General features: G+C 64.2%; 15 protein-coding genes. 12 read left to right on the forward strand and 3 right to left on the reverse strand.

All coding sequences use genetic code 11. The annotated features are described in order from the left end of the window. The first annotated feature begins 11 nt into the window (after positions 1 to 11). Genes DCM80_RS07190 through DCM80_RS07215 form a run of 6 tightly spaced genes read left to right on the forward strand, consistent with a single transcriptional unit; the run spans position 12 to position 5,834 of the window. On the forward strand, positions 12 to 1,931 hold the full coding sequence (locus DCM80_RS07190; RefSeq protein ID WP_257196345.1) for an N-acetylneuraminate synthase family protein: 1,920 nt from the start codon (positions 12 to 14) through the stop codon (positions 1,929 to 1,931). After that, positions 1,931 to 2,620 carry an acylneuraminate cytidylyltransferase family protein gene (locus DCM80_RS07195; protein WP_257196346.1) on the forward strand — a complete coding sequence of 230 codons (690 nt, stop codon included), beginning with the start codon at positions 1,931 to 1,933 and terminating at the stop codon, positions 2,618 to 2,620. The genes DCM80_RS07190 and DCM80_RS07195 overlap by 1 nt, the downstream gene beginning before the upstream one ends. Next, positions 2,613 to 3,377, forward strand: coding sequence for an SDR family oxidoreductase (locus tag DCM80_RS07200; protein WP_257196347.1), 765 nt, complete (start codon positions 2,613 to 2,615; stop codon positions 3,375 to 3,377). The genes DCM80_RS07195 and DCM80_RS07200 overlap by 8 nt, the downstream gene beginning before the upstream one ends. Beyond that, positions 3,374 to 4,222: a sugar phosphate isomerase/epimerase gene (locus DCM80_RS07205; protein WP_257196348.1), complete on the forward strand. Its 849-nt coding sequence runs from the start codon at positions 3,374 to 3,376 to the stop codon at positions 4,220 to 4,222. The genes DCM80_RS07200 and DCM80_RS07205 overlap by 4 nt, the downstream gene beginning before the upstream one ends. Further along, a complete protein-coding gene (locus tag DCM80_RS07210) occupies positions 4,219 to 4,980 on the forward strand; it encodes an SDR family NAD(P)-dependent oxidoreductase (protein WP_257196349.1) in 762 nt (253 codons plus the stop codon). Before DCM80_RS07205 ends, DCM80_RS07210 begins: the two co-directional genes overlap by 4 nt. 14 nt (positions 4,981 to 4,994) lie before the next feature. Beyond that, positions 4,995 to 5,834 carry an SDR family oxidoreductase gene (locus DCM80_RS07215; RefSeq protein ID WP_257196350.1) on the forward strand — a complete coding sequence of 280 codons (840 nt, stop codon included), beginning with the start codon at positions 4,995 to 4,997 and terminating at the stop codon, positions 5,832 to 5,834. A gap of 102 nt (positions 5,835 to 5,936) precedes the next feature. Here the strand turns inward: DCM80_RS07215 and DCM80_RS07220 are convergent, their stop codons facing one another. Then, complete coding sequence (locus DCM80_RS07220) at positions 5,937 to 6,812, reverse strand: hypothetical protein (protein WP_257196351.1); 876 nt, start codon at positions 6,810 to 6,812, stop codon at positions 5,937 to 5,939. Positions 6,813 to 6,870: 58 nt separating this feature from the next. Beyond that, the gene (locus tag DCM80_RS07225; protein WP_257196352.1) at positions 6,871 to 7,557 is read right to left on the reverse strand and encodes a hypothetical protein; all 687 of its coding nucleotides are present in this window, start codon (positions 7,555 to 7,557) and stop codon (positions 6,871 to 6,873) included. An 854-nt stretch (positions 7,558 to 8,411) separates the two neighbouring features. Between DCM80_RS07225 and DCM80_RS07230 the strand changes: the two genes are divergently transcribed. The 6 genes from DCM80_RS07230 to neuB all read left to right on the forward strand — a co-directional run bounded on the left by DCM80_RS07230 (position 8,412) and on the right by neuB (position 16,750). Beyond that, the gene (locus tag DCM80_RS07230; protein WP_257196353.1) at positions 8,412 to 10,883 is read left to right on the forward strand and encodes a hypothetical protein; all 2,472 of its coding nucleotides are present in this window, start codon (positions 8,412 to 8,414) and stop codon (positions 10,881 to 10,883) included. 73 nt (positions 10,884 to 10,956) lie between these two features. Next, positions 10,957 to 12,159 carry an HAD-IIIA family hydrolase gene (locus DCM80_RS07235; protein WP_257196355.1) on the forward strand — a complete coding sequence of 401 codons (1,203 nt, stop codon included), beginning with the start codon at positions 10,957 to 10,959 and terminating at the stop codon, positions 12,157 to 12,159. A 129-nt stretch (positions 12,160 to 12,288) separates the two neighbouring features. Beyond that, on the forward strand, positions 12,289 to 13,308 hold the full coding sequence (locus tag DCM80_RS07240) for an NAD-dependent 4,6-dehydratase LegB (protein WP_257196356.1): 1,020 nt from the start codon (positions 12,289 to 12,291) through the stop codon (positions 13,306 to 13,308). 19 nt (positions 13,309 to 13,327) lie between these two features. Further along, positions 13,328 to 14,512: a LegC family aminotransferase gene (locus DCM80_RS07245; RefSeq protein ID WP_257196357.1), complete on the forward strand. Its 1,185-nt coding sequence runs from the start codon at positions 13,328 to 13,330 to the stop codon at positions 14,510 to 14,512. Further along, a complete protein-coding gene (neuC, locus tag DCM80_RS07250; RefSeq protein WP_257196358.1) occupies positions 14,505 to 15,683 on the forward strand; it encodes a UDP-N-acetylglucosamine 2-epimerase in 1,179 nt (392 codons plus the stop codon). The genes DCM80_RS07245 and neuC overlap by 8 nt, the downstream gene beginning before the upstream one ends. Continuing rightward, positions 15,680 to 16,750: an N-acetylneuraminate synthase gene (gene neuB / locus DCM80_RS07255; RefSeq protein WP_257196359.1), complete on the forward strand. Its 1,071-nt coding sequence runs from the start codon at positions 15,680 to 15,682 to the stop codon at positions 16,748 to 16,750. The genes neuC and neuB overlap by 4 nt, the downstream gene beginning before the upstream one ends. On the opposite strand, the gene DCM80_RS07260 is transcribed toward neuB, so the two are convergent. Further along, positions 16,747 to 17,358 carry an acetyltransferase gene (locus DCM80_RS07260; RefSeq protein WP_257196360.1) on the reverse strand — a complete coding sequence of 204 codons (612 nt, stop codon included), beginning with the start codon at positions 17,356 to 17,358 and terminating at the stop codon, positions 16,747 to 16,749. The genes neuB and DCM80_RS07260 overlap by 4 nt on opposite strands. Positions 17,359 to 17,456 lie beyond the last annotated feature (98 nt).

Here is a 17,456-nt window from a genome sequence, read left to right on the forward strand (position 1 = left end):
CGAGAATGTTGATGACATCGCCCAAACAGCCTGCTCCGGTCCGCATCGGCAACCGTCTTCTGGGCGACGGCGAACCCTGCTACGTCATCGCCGAGATCGGCAACAACCACAATGGCGACTTCGACCGCGCCATCGCGCTGGTCGATGCCGCAATTGCCGCAGGGGCCGATTGCGCCAAGTTCCAGATGCGCAAGCTCGACGAGGTCTATCGTGCGTCGAGCCTGTCCGGCAAGGACGACGACCTCGCCGTCGAATATACGCTCGATCTGCTGCGGCGCTTCGAACTTCCGACCGCGCAGCAGAAGAAGATCGCCGAGTACTGCGCCGCGAAGGGTATCCAGTATCTCTGCACGCCCTGGGACGCGAGCAGCGTCGCCGTGCTCGAAAGCTTCGGCGTGCAGGCCTACAAGGTTGCCTCGGCCGACCTCACCAATCTGCCGCTGCTGGCGCGCCTCGCCGCCACCGGCAAGGCGCTGATCGTCTCGACCGGCATGAGCACGACGGACGAGATCAAGGCCGCGGCGGAATTCCTCGACGAGCGCAATGCGAGCTACGTGCTGCTGCATTGCCAGAGCACCTATCCGGCGGCGCTGCACAACATCCATCTGCGCTTCATGGAAACGTTGCGCGAGATCCACCCGGTGGTCGGCTATTCCGGTCACGAGCGCGGCATTGCGGTGTCGATCGCCGCGGTGGCACTCGGTGCCGTCGTCATCGAACGTCACATCACCCTGGACCGCGAGATGGAAGGGCCGGACCACGCCGCAAGCCTGGAGCCGGAGGAATTCAAGTCGCTGGTATCGGGCATCCGCGAGGTGGAAGCCGCGCGCGGCGAGAAATTGGCCGAGCGCGCGCTGAGCCAAGGCGAATTGATCAACCGCGAAAACCTCGCCAAGAGCCTGGTGGCCGCACGAGACCTTTCGGCCGGCACTGTGATCTCCGAAGCCGACATCGCGGTGAAGAGCCCGGGACAGGGCTTGTCGCCGCTGAAGATGCCGGCGCTGCTCGGCCGCAAGCTGACGCGGACCATGGCGGCTGACGATTATTTCTTCCAGAGCGACCTCGACGAGGGCGCGGCAAAGGCGCGTCGCTACCGCTTCGACCGCCCTTGGGGCGTGCCCGTGCGCTATCACGACACCCAGCGCTTCCTGGAGATCTGCGAGCCCGACATCATCGAATTCCACCTCAGCTACAGCGACATGGAGCGCGACCCCGCGGCCTACCTGTCCGGCACCTACGATCTCGGCTTCGTTGTGCACGCGCCCGAGCTGTTTGCCGGCTCCAAGCTGATGGACCTCGCAACGCCGGACGAGGCGCTGCGACGCTATTCGCTGGAGCAGACCCAGGCGGTGATCGACATTACCCGCGGCCTGAAGAAGTACTTTCCCAAGACCAAGCGCCCGCCCATCGTCGCCAATATCGGCGGCTTCACCATGGACGAGCCATTGCCGCCGGAGGAGAAGGCCGAGCGCTACCGCATCTTCGCGCAGAGCCTGACCGAGCTCGACATGGACGGTGTCGAGCTGACGCCGCAGACCATGGCTCCGTTCCCCTGGCATTTCGGCGGCCAGCGCCACCAGAACATCTTCATCTTCCCGGAGGAGTCGGCCGCGTTCTGCGCCAAGCATGATTTGCGCATGTGCGTCGACATCTCGCACACCAAGCTCGCCGCCAATCATTTCGGCTTCGACTTCGCACAAGGCCTCGCCCAGCTCGGACCGCACACCGCGCATCTGCATTTCGGCGACGCTAAGGGGCTGGACGGCGAAGGGCTCCAGATCGGGGAAGGCGAGATCGATTTCGACGAGATCGGACAGGTGCTGCGCAAGCATGCGCCGACCGCGTCCTTCATTCCCGAGATCTGGCAAGGCCACAAGAACATGGGCGAAGGCTTCTGGACCGCGCTCGAGCGTCTCGAGGGACACATCTGATGGCGCGCAAGACGCTGGCCGTGATCGCCGCGCGCGGCGGCTCGAAGGGCATCCCGCACAAGAACCTGCTCGATCTCTGCGGCAAGCCGCTGATCGCTTGGACGGTCGAGCAAGCACGCGCGGCGCGCGGCGTCGACGTGGTGGCGGTGTCTTCGGACAGCGACAACATCCTCGCCGCAGCCGAGGCCGCCGGAGCCGTCGGCGTGCGGCGCCCGGACGACATTTCAGGCGACCTCGCCTCCTCCGAATCCGCTTGGCTGCATGCGCTCGAGGCGGCCGACGCGCGGATGGGTCGGTTCGAGCGGATCGTCGCGCTCCAGGCTACCTCGCCGATCCGCGAACCGAGCGACATCGAGAACGCGCTTGCGACCTTCGATCGCGATCACCTCGACAGCCTGCTCTCGGTTTGCGAGGTCGAGGATTATTTCAACTGGCGTATCGGCGCGAGCGGACCGGAGCCGATCAACTACGATTATCGCAACCGCCGCATGCGGCAGCAGATCGAGAAGCGCTATCTGGAGAACGGCTCGTTCTACGTCATGATCCCGTCCCTGCTGCGCGAGCAGAACAACCGCCTCGGCGGCAAGATCGGCTTCCACGTGATGGAGCGTCACAAGATGTTCCAGATCGACCGTCCCGAGGATGTCAAGCTGTGCGCCGCCATTATGCGAAGTTACGGCTATGCCTGATCTCAGCGCCTTTTCTCTCGCCGGCAAGATCGCGGTGGTCACGGGCGCCTCGCGAGGCATTGGCGCTGCCATTGCGGCCGGCCTGCAAGATGCGGGCGCTACCGTGTTCGGCCTCAGCCGTTCCGGGATCGCGCCGCAGGACGTGACCGCCATGGCCTGCGATCTCTTCGACGACAAGGCGATCGACGACGCGTTCCGCATGATCGAGGCGCAAGGCGGGCGTATCGACGCCCTGGTCAACGCCGCCGGCATCAGCCTTCCCGCCAAGAGCGAGGAAAGCGAGCTTTCGCGCTTCCGCGCCACCGTCGCCACCGACCTTACCGGCGTTTATGCCACCATCCTCGCCGCCTATCCGCTGCTGAAGCGGCCGGGCTCGGCTGCGATCGTCAACGTCACCAGCATCAATTCGGTCCGCGGCTTTCCCGGCAATCCCGGCTACGTCGCGGCGAAGGCGGGCCTGGCCGGGCTGACGCGCGCCCTCGCCGCCGACTACGCGCCCGACGGCATCCGCGTCAACGCACTCGCGCCGGGTTACGTCGCGACCGAGATGACCGCGAAAAGTTTTGCCGACCCCGTCATGCACGAAGACAGGCGGCGCCACACCATGCTCGGCCGCTGGGGACAGCCTGCCGACCTGGTGGGAGCCGCCGTTTTCCTGACATCGGATGCCTCTGCCTATCTGACGGGGCAAGAGATCTTCGTCGACGGAGGCTGGACCGCCAAAGGCCTCGCCATCAGCTCGGATAGAAAATCGTGACCGCAACGCTGCAACGCATCGGCTTCATGCAGGGACGGCTCTCGGCCCTGGTCGACGGCAAGATCCAGACCTTCCCGTGGAACGAATGGCGCGAGGAATTCCCGCGCGCCAAGGCGCTCGGCCTGACGCGGATGGAATGGACCATCGATCAGGAACGGCTGCGCGAGAACCCGCTGATGACCGAGCCGGGGCAGCAGGAGATCGTTGCGCTGTCGCGCGAGAACGGCGTACGCATCCCGAGCCTGACCGGCGACTGCTTCATGCAGGCACCGTTCTGGAAGGTCGATGCCGTCGTGCGCGACGCGCTCGTCGCCGACCTCGACCTCCTGATCGCCGCCTGCAGCCGCATCGGCATCGAGTTCGTCGTGATACCGCTGGTCGACAACGGCAAGATCGAGCGCCAGAGCGAGAGCGATACGTTGAAGCGCGTGCTGCTGGCCCGCCAGGAATCGCTGACGAGGCAGAACGTCAAGATCGTCTTCGAATCCGATCTGCCGCCGGGCGAGCTGGCCAGGTTCATGGAGGCGTTCCCGGCCGACGTCTTCGGCATCAACTACGACAGCGGCAACAGCGCCTCGCTCGGCTACGACAGCGACGAGGAGATCGCCGCTTACGCGCCGCGCATCCTCAACGTGCACATCAAGGACCGCATTCGCGGCGGCACCACCGTGCCGCTCGGCACCGGCAATGCCGACCTCGCCAAGACGATCCGCCTGATCGAGCGTTCCGGCTACAAGGGCCAGTACATCCTGCAAACCGCGCGCGCCGCCGACGGCGACCATGCCGGCGCGCTCGCCAGATATCGCGACATGACAATCGGCTGGATCGAGGACGCCGCGCGATGAAGCTCGAGCTGAACGATCGCGTCGCTCTCGTCACCGGCGCCAGCCGCGGGATTGGGCTTGCGATCGCGACGACGCTCGCGGCGGAAGGTGCCAAGGTCGCGCTCGCCGCGCGTGGCGCCGATGCGCTTGATGCCGCACGTGCTGCGATCGGCGGCACCACGTCGACGCACGTGGCCGACGTGACCGATCCGGCCGCCGCCGCGGCCCTGACTCACGAGATCGAACGGCGCTGGGGGCGCCTCGACATCCTCGTCTGCAATGTCGGTAGCGGCGCTTCCGTACCGCCGGGACAGGAGACTGCGGCGGAGTGGTCGCGCGTGATGGATCTCAATCTCTTCGCCGCGACTAACATGATCGAAGCTGCCCGGCCGCTGCTGGCGCGCGGCAGCGGCGACCGCGCAATCGTCTGCATTTCCTCGATCGCAGGCATGGCAGCGCTTGGCGCACCCGTCACCTATTGTGCGGCAAAGGCGGCGCTGAATGCCACCGTGCGCGGTCTGGCGCGCCCGCTGGCGCTCGAAGGCATACGCATCAATGCTGTCGCACCGGGCAATATCCTGGCCGCCGACGGCACATGGGCGCGCAAGCTCGCGGAAAACAGAGTTGCGGTCGAGGAGATGCTTGCGCGCGAGGTGGCGCTGCGCCGACTTGGCAAGCCCGAAGAGATCGCCGACGTCGTCGCATTCCTCGCCTCGCCCCGCGCGGCATTCATCACCGGCAGCGTCCTCGTCGCCGATGGCGGCCAGTTGCGCAGTTGAACAGGAGCCTTCGTATGGCAAGCCCGTCTTCACGCTATGACCTGACCGGCAGCACCGCTCTCGTGACTGGCGCAGGCGGCCTGCTCGGGCGCCAGCATGTCGCCGCGCTTTCCGAGGCCGGCGCGCGCGTTGTCGTCACCGACGTCGGGCTTGCGCAGGCCGAAGCGGCCATTGCCACCCTCAAGCAGCACGCGCCGTCGGCCGACCTGATCGCCCTGGCGATCGACGTCACCACGCTCGACTCGGTGCGGGCTGCCAGCGAGCAGCTTTCCGGTCGCGGCGTCTCCGTCGACATCCTCGTCAACAACGCAGCTATCGACCCCAAGGTGACCTCCGCACCTGGCGTGATGCATTCGTCCCGCTTCGAGGCATTTCCGGTGCCGCAATGGCAGACGGAGATCGCCGTAGGCCTGACCGGTGCCATGCTGTGCGCGCAAGTGTTCGGCGGCGCGATGGCGGCGCGTGGCCGCGGCGTGATCCTGAACATCGCCTCCGATCTCGGCGTGATCGCGCCGGACCAGCGACTCTATCGACAGCCGAACGTATCGCGCGAGGAAGAGCAGCCGGTGAAGCCGGTGACCTATTCGGTGATCAAGCACGGCTTGATCGGGTTGACGAAATACCTGGCAACCTACTGGGCCGATCACGGCGTGCGCGTCAACGCGATCTCGCCGGGGGGCGTCTTCAACAACCAGGACCCGGCCTTCGTCGAGCGATTGACCCGACTGATCCCGATGGGCCGCATGGCCGATGTCGACGAGTACCGCGCCGCCGTGCAATTCCTCTGCTCGGACGCATCGAGCTACATGACGGGGCAAAATCTCGTCATGGATGGGGGGCGGAGCGTCTGGTAACCAGGCGGCGCACGCCGCCGAAGAGACTGCGCCCGGCGCTGTTACGAGGGCAAGCCAGACCATGGCAGCATTGCCGCCTGCTCCAGCGCACGATGTCCTTGATCAATGCTGCAGAATGCCGGCGAGATTCATGTGCGCGGGCCGCGAGTGCTCGATGCCGAGCAACGTCCGCCGATTGTCGTTGGTGCGCTGCAAGTGCAGGCTCGCAAGCGTCATTCCGGTGCAAGTGGTGACCGTGGTTCCTCGCCCGCCGAATGGCTTGAGAAAGTCGAACACGCGGCTGCCGAACATGTCGACCACCGACATCTCGCGGGCTCCGAGCGGCGGGATCTCCCCGAAGTCGCCCTCGATCTCCTCGCCGTCCCCGCGGATCAACCTCGATTTCGGCCGCGCCGCGTGCGCGTATTCGGGATCGGAGGAATGATTGATCAGCATCACGCTGCTGACGATGTCGTCGGTCGCAATGATCTTCGGATTGATGCCCGTGAACCCGACATGTGCCTTGAGCCTGCCCTCGTTCAAAGGCCGGGCGAACGCGCCGGTGCGGTAGATCGCGACGTTGTCCTGATCGACATAGGTCATCGAATAGCTGGCCGGCGACGAACGGAAGCCGTCCATGCGTCCGCGCGACATCACGGCGATGACGAGGTAATCGTCCTGCGGCAGCTTCAGCGAGGCGAAAAGACGAGACAGCTCGATCTCGACTGAGGCGCCCGGCGCGTAGTCCTTCGGAAACTCGTAGGTCGCCCGGTATTCGCCGTCGCGCGACAGGATGTGCAACTTGAACCTGAGCTTCTTGCTGAAGCCCGAGGCGACCAGGCTCGAGAGCTCCGGAAGGAGATCCTTGACAGTCTCGCGAAAGTTCTTGCGCAGGCTGCCGGCAACGAGGCTGCGAAGATACTTGATGTCGACCGGACGATACCATGCGGGGATCGAGAAACCCATGCGCGACTCGACGCCCGCGAAAGTCGGGAACATGAACCTCGGCTCGTAAGGCTTCCAAGGACTGGATGAGAAACGAGTCACGAACGCGCCCCTAAAAATGATGCAAGCTGAACTTGCCGTTGGCAAATTCATAGTAGCTGAACGGGCTGGCGATGTTGGTGCCCTTGAACTCCAGGGCGAATCCCTCGGCCGCGCCGATCAGTCGATCGGCCTCCGGGAAGAGGTCCAGCGTGCTGATGCGGGCTGCGCCCATCGGCGCAATTTCCGGCAGCACACGCTCGCCCAATGTGGTGCCGTCCAGGGCCATGAGCCGGGCCGTCCCCACCGAGACGCCTTCGGACGCCATGCAGGAGTTCACGAGCACCACACCGGACTCCCTCAGGAATCGCGTGAGGTAGGATTGCATCCAGGCAGAGGTCGGAAACGGCGTTGCCGCGACGGGCTCGCGCTCGTGCGACAACGTGATCGCCCCGTGCTGCGAGAAATATTGTGCGTAGTAGCCGGTGGTCACCTTCCGTCCGGGACGAAGCTTGGTCTCGTGTTTCGGAACCAGGGTCATCGCGACCGTTCCCGAAATGCGGGGGCACAGCTCCGACGTCTGCAATTGCAACTGCCCGTCAACCCCGAGTTCCCTGTGGAAATATCCAGCCGGCTTGCCCGCTCCGTCGAAGAACCAGACATGAGCGTCCACCTCCGGATGATCCTTCATGAAGACCGAGAAGTAGTTGAACGCGCAGACTTCCGTGGTGACAGTCGCGTCGTTGCGCAGATACAGCACAGCAGGCGGATAGCCTCTCGCAACGGCCTCGCCAATCAGCAATTCACCGGGCATTCGACAAGACTCGGCGGGAGAGCAACAGATCGGCACAGGCCGAACCGGCCAATGGCCTTGCACAAATCATACGCGATGTCCTTGCCCGCATGCTAAAACGCCGCCGCAATTCCAGGTTTCTTTACGCCGGGCCGAGGGGGGAATCAACCGGAACGGCGTCGCGCGCCGAAACACAGCCCGCCGGCCTCCCTCTCGTCGTGCTCAAGGGACGCCAGTGCTCCGTAGCGGCGCGGGCGGCCGGCGAAGATCCCCCTGCTCCCGACTCTGTTGGCGATTCCACCTGCCTTGAAATCCTTGCATTGCCGCTACGGCTCCCGTATGACCGAATCCACCTGGTTGATTAGATACCTGCCTGAAATTGGCCGGAACATCGGCCTTTTTTGATGGACCCGCGCCGTGTTTCAACGACTGCCCGTCAGCTTCACTCCGATCACGGCGTCCATTCCGCCAGGGAAGCGCTGACGTGCGCGGGCAGACAACGGCACGAGCGTTCGGCATGCTGTCGAATGCATCCAGGGCAAAGACCTGCGCGATGCCCTGCAACGTTGCGCCTGCATCATCGCGAACATCTGCAGCTCTTAAGCGAGGCGGGGTTTCAACTGCTCATCAACCAAACCCGACCGCCGGCCGCCGGAGCAGCTGATCCTGAAACGACTGGCACCATACTTCAGAGACTTCTCCGAACAGGATCGTTTGCGCTAGGCTCGCTGGTCGTTTGCCGCCCGGCCCGATCCATCGAAAGGAACTGACGATCTCCATTTCCCGGTCGCTTGGCCAAAGCTCATTGTAGAGATCTCGCGATGTGGACGACCACACTTGTCCTGACGTTCCTGTTCTTCCTGATCCAGCTCGGCACCGGCTTTTCGATTCTGGCCATTGCGTCAACGAGATTCGTCGAAATTTGCCAGCTCACCAAGGCCCAGTTCGTCACTCTCGGGCTGACCATCGGCGCGTCTGCAACGGGCATCCTGTTCGGATTGTTATCGGTTCTCGTAAGCAATATTTGGCTTCACCTTGCGATCATCGTTGCATTGTCCTGCTTCGGACTGGCCTGGTCGTGGCCCAACTGGCGTCCAGTCGTCGGCGACATCCGCACGGCGGCGATTTGGTGCATGCTGTCGCTCCCCATTGCCCTCATCACATGGTGGTGGACCTTCGGCGCATTTTCCAACTTCCCCTATGCGGACATCGGCGCAGACGTTCACTGGATGAAGACTGCGCAAGAATACGCCGACAGCGGCATTCTCAATCCCTACGCAGCCCAATCCTATGTCGATCTCCGCTCGGCGCTCTCCGGCGCCCTGGCCGGAACGCTCGGCCTGGATCTCCTGCGGTTCAGTTGGACCTACCGCTTCTTCTCGGTCCTGTTCTTCCTGTTGGCGTCCTATGCCTTCGTGCAAGGCATCTATTCCACGTCTTCACGAAGATGGATCGCCTTCTTCTTCGCGGCGACGGGCAACACGGTCGCCTTGATGACGAACGGCAGCCTGGCCGTCGCCGGCAGCGTCGTGTTTCTCGGCGTGCTGATGGGCAATTCCAATCGGAATGCAAACGGTCCGTCGGCGCGTTTCGTCCTGCTGCTGATCGTCGGCACCATCGCGACGCTGCTGCTCGCTTTCGCCGTCAACAACAACACACTCATGCTCGCGCTACTCGTGGCCTTGCTACTTCTGCTCAGGATCATGAGCGGCACCACGGAATATGCAGCACCTCTCCTTCTCGGTTGCATCTGGCCGGCGACGTTGCTGCTTGCGCATCGCGGCTCCTATCTGTTCGTTCCAACCGTTCTGGTCAGCTGGCTTCTCTATCTTGCCATTGTCCGGATGATCTCCGCTTGGCCGGCGCCCGGCATCGCGGTCCTTCGATTCCTTTCCTTTGGCTTGCCCCTGATCATCGCTGCAATCGTCCTCTGCGTTGCGGGAACGCGCTTCGGCTATATCCCGTCGCTGAGCACCAACGAGACGTTCTCCTCGATTACGGAACTGGTTCTGGGCCGAAGGATCCAGGTGGGTGACGAGCTGTCCCTGGGCTCCGGACCGCAGATCGCCACTATCGAGCTCGGACGGGCAATAGGTCCGCTCTTCTCCATCTGCATCACACTGGGCATTGCATGGTGGTGGATGACCCGACCTGCCCGTCGTGATCGCTCGGGTGCAATCGAGCGCCAAGCCGAAGGCTTCCCCATACTCGTGTGGTCCTGGATTGCCGGCTGCGGTCTGAGCGTCGCTATTCTCTCGGGGTTCCCTTTTCTGTATCGAACCGGCGCGATCCTCGTGTCGCTCTTCACGATCGCGGCGACCGAGACCTTTTGCCAGTTGTTGGTCGATTCCGCCCCGTCCTCGCGATATCGGCGGACCCTGGTTGCGGCGGCGGTTGCGCTGCTTGCGACCATTCTCGTGGTTGCGATCTACGGTTTTGCCTGGCGGCCAGACCTGCCTTTTGCGCAATATCAGGGGTTCCTGCGACCAACGGAAATCGCAGGCGTTGGGCTGCTCGTGATGCTTGCGCTATTGACCCTTTCGCGATCGAGACCGATCTACATTTGCAGTCTGGTGGGTGTCGTGGGGTTGGGCGTGGCCGTCGACAAGGCCGGTTTGTCCGGCATTCTCAAAAACTACAGCTATGGCGCGCCTCCAGACCGGGCCGCGGTCGTTTCGCATTACAATGCCAACGACCTTGAAGTCGCCCACTGGCTCCGCACCAATCTCAAAAAGGGAATTCTTCTCTCCGACCCCTATACGTTGGGCATAGTCCAGGCATTGACGGGCGCTCCAGCGGCCTATTTGTTCTCCAATCTGGACACCGTCAACGCAATACTCGCGCAGCGGGCAAAATCAATTCTGCGCGCCATCCTTGAGCCGGCGGGAGAAGGTCAAGGCGTCGCGAATGCGTGCAGACTGGCCATGTCTCTGATTGGCCCAATCAATGCGGACGCCTTCTTCCAGATATATAGGATCGAGCCATACCGCGGATTCCTGCGGACCATCCGCGGCGGGCCGACAACCGCTCCGGAACTGCCTCCGCCGTCGTTCGACACACTCCAGAACATTCCGGAGCCGAAGGACGACGATTGGAACGTCGTTGCGATCATCACGCCACGGACCATCGAGTGGACGCGGCTCGCGAACGATCGCCGTCTCAACTATTTTCCGCCCACCGAGCCGATTGAGCCTGCTCTCGCCGAAGCGTTACGCGCCAGCCGGTTTCGAGTGTTGTTTGCCAACAAGCAGGCAATCGTCGTTCGCACTCCCTGCTCGCGTGAATTGAAGTGAACGAGACCTTGATCCTCCTATCGTCTCAGATCGGCGTTGCGCTCCGGCGTGCACGCCGGCAGAAGGGCATATCATGCTGAGACAGGCCGTGATCCTCGTCGGCGGGCTGGGTACCCGGCTGGGTGAGCGAACCAAGCTCGTTCCGAAGCCGATGCTCGACGTCGGCGGACGACCGTTTCTCGACACGCTGATCGACGAGCTCGTGCGCTATGGCGTGTTCGATGAAATCCTCCTGCTGGCGGGCCACAAGGCCGAGATCGTCGAGACGCACTACGCGGCAGCCGCCAGGGGGCGGACGCGAATCGTCGTGTCCCGTGAAACGGAGCCGCTCGGCACCGGCGGCGCGCTCGTGCATGCGCGCGACTTGCTGCACGATCGCTTCCTGTTGCTGAATGGAGATTCCCTGTTCGACTTCAACCTGCTCGATCTGATCGCCCGTGCGCATGACGGTCGCGTTCACATGGCGTTGCGGGACGGCGTCGTCGGGGACCGCTACGGCCGCGTCGTGCTCGATGGCGACGTGGTGCGCGACTTCATCGCCCCGGGTGCGGGGGCCACCGGGCCGGTCAATGCCGGGATCTACGTCATCGACAAGTCCGTTCTCGACGACATCGCGACGCTTCCCGCCTCGCTCGAGCAGGAAATATTCCCCGGCCTCGCCAAGTCCGGCGCGCTGCGCGGCACGGCCTATCGCGGCTACTTCATCGACATCGGCATTCCCGACGATTTCGCTCGCGCCGATCGCGAATTGCGCCGGCAACTGCAGCGGCCGGCCGTGTTCTTCGATCGCGACGGCGTGCTCAACCACGATGCTGGATACACGTTCGAAACGCACAAGTTCGACTGGATCGAGGGCGCACGCGAGGCCGTAAAGGCCGTGAACGATGCCGGTTATTTTGCCTTCGTCATCACCAATCAGTCCGGCGTCGCACGCGGCTACTACGAGGAGCACCACGTCGTCGCTCTGCACCGCTGGATGGCAGACCAGATGGCAGAAATCGGCGCGCATATCGATGCCTTCGAATACTGTCCCGATCACCCCGACGGAAGCGTCGCGCGCTACTGTCGTGTGAGCGACCGGCGCAAGCCGGCGCCCGGCATGATCACCGATCTCGCCCGGCGCTTTCCGATCGACATGACGCGCAGCATGGTGATCGGGGACAAGGAAAGCGATATGGAAGCGGCGCGGGCGGCCGGCCTCGCAGGATACTTGTTCGAGGGCGGAAATCTGGAGGCTTTCGTGAAACAGCGCCTGAGACCGATCGACGGGCCTTAGGCGCGCAAAAAACGCTGCATCCCCGGACATTTGACAGCCGCCGAGCGCTGCTCTGTTGCGCGCGAGCGTCAGTGTGCTATAGCGCCATCTTGTTGCGAATATTGGCGTAATCGCCTTTTGGGGTCCGGCATGGCAGATCTGAAGGACGCCCGCGTCCTCGTTACCGGAAGCGACGGCTTCATCGGTTCGCATGTCGTCGAGGAACTGGTGAAAGCCGGAGCCCGCGTCAAGGCGGTCGTCTATTACAATTCCTTCAACTCGTGGGGCTGGCTCGACACGATACCGGCCGACATCATGGCGTCGGTGGAGGTGGTGGCTGGCGACATTCGCGACCCGCATTTCATGATCGCGGCCGCCGGCGGCTGCACCGACGTCCTGCACCTGGCGGCGCTGATCGCCATCCCCTTTTCCTATGTCGCGCCCGATTCCTATGTCGAGACCAATGTGCGCGGCACCGTGAACGTGCTCCAGGCCGCGCGCACGGCCGGCGTGCGGCGCTTCGTTCAAACCTCGACCAGCGAGGTCTACGGCACGGCGCAGACGGTTCCGATCAAGGAGAGCCATCCGCTGGTCGGGCAGTCGCCCTACTCGGCATCGAAGATCGCCTCAGATCAGATGGCACTGTCGTTCCAGGCATCCTTCGACATGCCCGTCGTTGTGATCCGTCCGTTCAACACATTCGGCCCGCGGCAATCGGCGCGCGCAGTGATCCCGACGATCATCAGCCAGATCGCGACGGGCAAGCGGAAAATCCGTCTCGGGGCCGTCAGCCCGACGCGCGATTTCTCCTTCGTCACCGACACCGCACGCGGCCTGATCTCGGGCCTCACCGCGCCCGCGGAACAGGTCGTCGGCCAGACCATCAATCTCGGCAGCGGCTTTGAGATCTCGGTCGGCGCGACCGCGCAGATGATCGCCGATGTCATGGGGACCACGATCGAAATCGAGACCGACGAAGTGCGCCTGCGCCCCGCCAACAGCGAGGTCGAGCGGCTCTGGGCCGACAATTCCAAGGCCCGCCAGCAGCTCGGCTGGAGCCCAGAATTCGGCGGCATCGAGGGTATGCGGCAGGGTATGATCAAGACGGTGAACTGGTTCACCAATCCTGCAAACCTCAGCCGCTACAAGGCTGACTTGTACAATGTCTGAGACAATGGTGGACGGTCCCGTGACAAGGTCAGGCTTCGACCAGGAAAAGATCGTCGATGCCGTGCGACGCGCGGTGGGAACGCCGAACGGCATTCTCGGGCTGCACGAACCGGTGTTCGCCGGCAACGAGATCGCCTACCTCGAAGAGTGCATCAAGAGCACCTACGTCTCCTCGGTCGGCCCCTTCGTCGATCGGTTCGAGCGCATGCTCGAGGAGATCACCGGCGCCAAGCGCGCGGTCGCCGTCGTCAACGGCACGGCCGCGCTGCACGCCTGCTTCAGGCTCGCCGGCGTCGAACCCGGCGACGAGGTCATCTCGCCGGCGCTGACTTTCATCGCGACGACGAATGCGATCGCCTATTGTGGTGCGACACCGCATTTCGTCGACAGCTCACTCGAAACGCTCGGCATGGACGCGCGCGCACTCGCGGTGCGGCTCGACGCGATCGCGCAGAAGACTGCAACCGGCACCATCAACCGCGAGACCGGCCGCCGCATCGCGGCGATCGCTCCGATGCACACCTTCGGCCATCCCGTCGATCTCGACGCGATTGCCGCACTTGCAAAAGATTGGAACATCGCGCTGGTCGAAGATGCCGCCGAATCGCTGGGATCGACCTACAAGGGTCGCGCGGTCGGATCACAGGCACGCCTTGCAGCACTCAGCTTCAACGGCAACAAGATCGTCACCACGGGCGGCGGGGGCGCCATCCTGACCAATGACGAGGAACTCGGCCGCCGCGCCAAGCACCTGACGACGACGGCGAAATTGCCGCACAAATGGGCCTTCGTCCACGACGAGATCGGCTTCAACTACCGGCTGCCCAACTTGAACGCGGCGCTCGGCTGCGCGCAGCTGGAGCAGCTCGACGGATTCTTGGCAAGCAAGCGGAAGTTGGCTGCGGCCTATGAGCGCGTCTTTGCGGATGTGCCCGGCGCGCGCTTCTCGCGCGAGCCCGCGGGCACGACGAGCAATTACTGGCTCAACGCTATCCTGCTCGACGAGGCGTATGCCGACAGGCGCGACGACCTTCTCGCCGCGCTCAACGACGCCGGCTTCGGGGCGCGCCCGGTCTGGACGTTGATGCACAAGCTGCCGATGTTCGCACAGAGCCCGCGCGGCGACCTTTCGACGGCCGAATCCATCGAGCGCCGCCTGATCAACCTGCCCAGCAGCGCCAGCATCAGGGCCCGCGATGAATAGTGGCGCGCGAAAGATCTGCTTCGTCACCGGCAGCCGTGCCGATTTCGGCCTGCTGGTCTGGCCGATGCGCGCGATCCGGGAAACGCCCGGATTGACACTTCAGCTCGTCGCCACCGGCATGCATTTCGCGCCGGAGTTCGGCTACACCTTCAGCGCGATCGGCCACGAAGGATTCGAGGTCGACGCGCGCGTCGAGACGCTGCTGAGCAGCGACACCGGCGCCGGCGTCGCGAAATCGGTCGGCCTCGGCGTCATCGGCTTTGCCGATACCTTCACACAGCTACAGCCGGATCTCGTCGTCGTGCTCGGCGACCGTTTCGAGATGTTCGCAGCCGCGCAGGCTGCGATGTTCATGCGGCTGCCGATGGCGCATCTGTTCGGCGGCGACGTCACCGAGGGCGCGGTCGACGAGTCCACGCGCCATGCCATCAGCAAGATGTCGCACCTGCATTTCACCAGCAATCAGGACTCGGCGCGGCGAGTGATGCAACTCGGCGAGCACCCGTCCCGTATCCACACCATCGGCTCGGTCGGCATCGACGCCATCAAGCAACTCGATCTGATGGACCGCGACGGCATCAGCCGTGCGATCGGGATGCCGCTGGGCGAACGCAACGCGCTCATCACGTTTCACCCGGTCACGGTCGAAGCCGGGCGCTCGGTGGCCGAGCTGGACGAATTGTTCGCGGCGCTCTCGACGCTCGATCCCGCCTTTCGTTTCGTGTTCACGCTCGCGAATGCCGACGCCGAGGGCCGCGCCTTGAACGCCCGGATCGAGGCTTTCGCGGCCGGCCGACCGAACACGATGGCGGTCGCCTCACTCGGCCAGCTTCGCTATCTCAGCCTGATGAACCAGGTCGACGTGGTGATCGGTAATTCCTCGAGCGGCGTGCTCGAAGCGCCCTCCTTCGGCGTTCCCACGGTCGATATCGGCGACCGTCAGAAGGGACGCGCGCGCGCGGCCTCGGTGTTTCACGCAGCGCCCGAACGCGGCGCCATTGCCGGCGCCATTGCGGCGGCGCTCCAGCGCGGCCGTCAGGCCACCGTCAACCCTTACGGCGACGGCGAGTCCAGCCGACGATTTGCCGATATCGTCGCCGGCATCCCGGATTTCCGGCAGCTGCTTGCAAAGGGCTTCTACGAGCTTGCGCCAAGCGGAGTGCAGGCATGACCCCGCACACGCTGATCATCGCGGAAGCGGGCGTCAATCACGACGGAAGCCTGGAGAAGGCGCTGGCGCTGGTCGACGCCGCCGCCGACGCCGGCGCCGACATCGTCAAGTTCCAGACTTTCAACGCGAAGGCACTGGCGGGCGGCGCGGCGAAGAAGGCCGACTATCAGCAGCGTACCACCGATGACGCCGAGAGCCAGCTTGCCATGCTGGAACGACTCGAGCTGCCGCAGGCCGCGCATCGCACGCTGATCGAACGAGCCACGGAGCGCGGCATCGAATTCCTGTCGACGCCGTTCGACGACGCTTCGCTCGCCTTCTTGCTGTCGCTGAGACTGCCGCGCATCAAGATCGGATCGGGCGATCTCACCAATGCGCCGCTGCTGCATGCGGCGGCGAGCGCCGGCGCGACGCTGATCCTATCGACGGGCATGGCGACGCTCGGCGAGATCGAGGAGGCGCTGGGCGTCCTCGCGCATGGCTACGGCCCATCCGATGCCCCACCCGGCATCGCCGCCTTCCGCGCGGCGTGGCGCGATCCGGCCGCGCGCACGGCGCTCGCACGGCACGTCATCCTGCTCCATTGCACGACCGAGTATCCCTGCCCCATCGGTGACGTGAACCTCGCGGCGATGGCGACAATGCAGACCGCGTTCCAGCTTCCAGTCGGGTATTCCGATCACACCGATGGTTTCGAGGTTTCGGTGGCTGCCGTCGCGCTCGGCGCGACGGTCATCGAAAAGCACCTGACGCTCGACCGCAAGGCGCAAGGCCCCGATCACGCTGCCTCGCTCGAGCCGGACGATTTCAGGCGCATGGTCGCCGCAATCCGCAATGTCGAGAGCGCGCTCGGCGACGGCGTGAAATCGCCAAAGGAGTCCGAGATCAGGAACGTTCCTGTGGCGCGCAAGAGCATCGTTGCGGCGCGTGCGCTGAAGGCTGGCGAGACCATCGGCCCCGCCGACATCACTGCCAAGCGGCCCGGCGGCGGCCGGCCGCCGATCGACTATTGGTCGCTGGTCGGAACGGTCGCGCCGCGCGCGCTCGAGCCGGACGACCCGGTCTAGCCTTGCGGTCTTGCCGGAACGCCGCGCAGGACGGACCCAGGCGGGCATGGAGCCGTGACCACCGATCCCATCGCGACCAGCGTGTCGTCTCCGATCGCGATGTGATCCCTCACCCGGCTACCGAGACCGATGAAGCAATTCTCGCCGATCCGAGTGCCTCCACCGACCACGGTTCCAGGCGACAAATGCGTGCAATCGCCGATTCGCACGTCGTGCTCGACGACGACAGCGGAATTGATGATGCAGTGATCGCCGATCCGGCTTCGTGCGTTGACGATCGCGCCCGGCATGATGACGGTGCCTGCGCCGATCATGGCTGACGGCGAGACGATCGCGCGCGGATGAATCACGGGCGCCCAGCGCTTGACCGGCATGCGGCCGATCATCTGCCGGCGTGCGGGCCCCGCCTGCATCGATCCGATTCCGAGCACGAAGGCGGCATCCGGATACTCGCGCGCGGCCTCGTCGGTTCCGAGATAACTGACGTCGCCCAGCGTTCCGGGCTGCCGATCGAGGAAGCCGACGACCTTGAACTGGCCGGACAACAGCGCCGCTTCGCAGACCATGAAGGCATGCTCGCCGCCGCCTATGATGATGAGATCATCCATCGCGATTCCCCTGCGCCGGACGATCTTAACGGGGGACAGCGGGTCTTCAAACCGTCGATTCGGACCCTCGAAACGCCGAGGTCAACGGAGCTGTTCAG

Origin of the sequence: Bradyrhizobium sp. WBOS08, assembly GCF_024585125.1 — a bacterium.
GTDB classification, from domain to species: domain Bacteria; phylum Pseudomonadota; class Alphaproteobacteria; order Rhizobiales; family Xanthobacteraceae; genus Bradyrhizobium; species Bradyrhizobium japonicum_B.

Bases quoted from the DNA above. Each gene is read 5' to 3' on its own strand.
- neuB (WP_257196359.1), top strand. From the start codon at position 15,680: ATGACCCCGCACACGCTGATCATCGCGGAAGCGGGCGTCAATCACGAC.
- DCM80_RS07235 (WP_257196355.1), top strand. From the start codon at position 10,957: ATGCTGAGACAGGCCGTGATCCTCGTCGGCGGGCTGGGTACCCGGCTG.
- neuC (WP_257196358.1), top strand. From the start codon at position 14,505: ATGAATAGTGGCGCGCGAAAGATCTGCTTCGTCACCGGCAGCCGTGCC.
- DCM80_RS07210 (WP_257196349.1), top strand. From the start codon at position 4,219: ATGAAGCTCGAGCTGAACGATCGCGTCGCTCTCGTCACCGGCGCCAGC.
- DCM80_RS07215 (WP_257196350.1), top strand. From the start codon at position 4,995: ATGGCAAGCCCGTCTTCACGCTATGACCTGACCGGCAGCACCGCTCTC.
- DCM80_RS07200 (WP_257196347.1), top strand. From the start codon at position 2,613: ATGCCTGATCTCAGCGCCTTTTCTCTCGCCGGCAAGATCGCGGTGGTC.
- DCM80_RS07260 (WP_257196360.1), bottom strand. From the start codon at position 17,358: ATGGATGATCTCATCATCATAGGCGGCGGCGAGCATGCCTTCATGGTC.
- DCM80_RS07220 (WP_257196351.1), bottom strand. From the start codon at position 6,812: ATGTTCCCGACTTTCGCGGGCGTCGAGTCGCGCATGGGTTTCTCGATC.
- DCM80_RS07230 (WP_257196353.1), top strand. From the start codon at position 8,412: ATGTGGACGACCACACTTGTCCTGACGTTCCTGTTCTTCCTGATCCAG.
- DCM80_RS07190 (WP_257196345.1), top strand. From the start codon at position 12: ATGACATCGCCCAAACAGCCTGCTCCGGTCCGCATCGGCAACCGTCTT.
- DCM80_RS07195 (WP_257196346.1), top strand. From the start codon at position 1,931: ATGGCGCGCAAGACGCTGGCCGTGATCGCCGCGCGCGGCGGCTCGAAG.
- DCM80_RS07240 (WP_257196356.1), top strand. From the start codon at position 12,289: ATGGCAGATCTGAAGGACGCCCGCGTCCTCGTTACCGGAAGCGACGGC.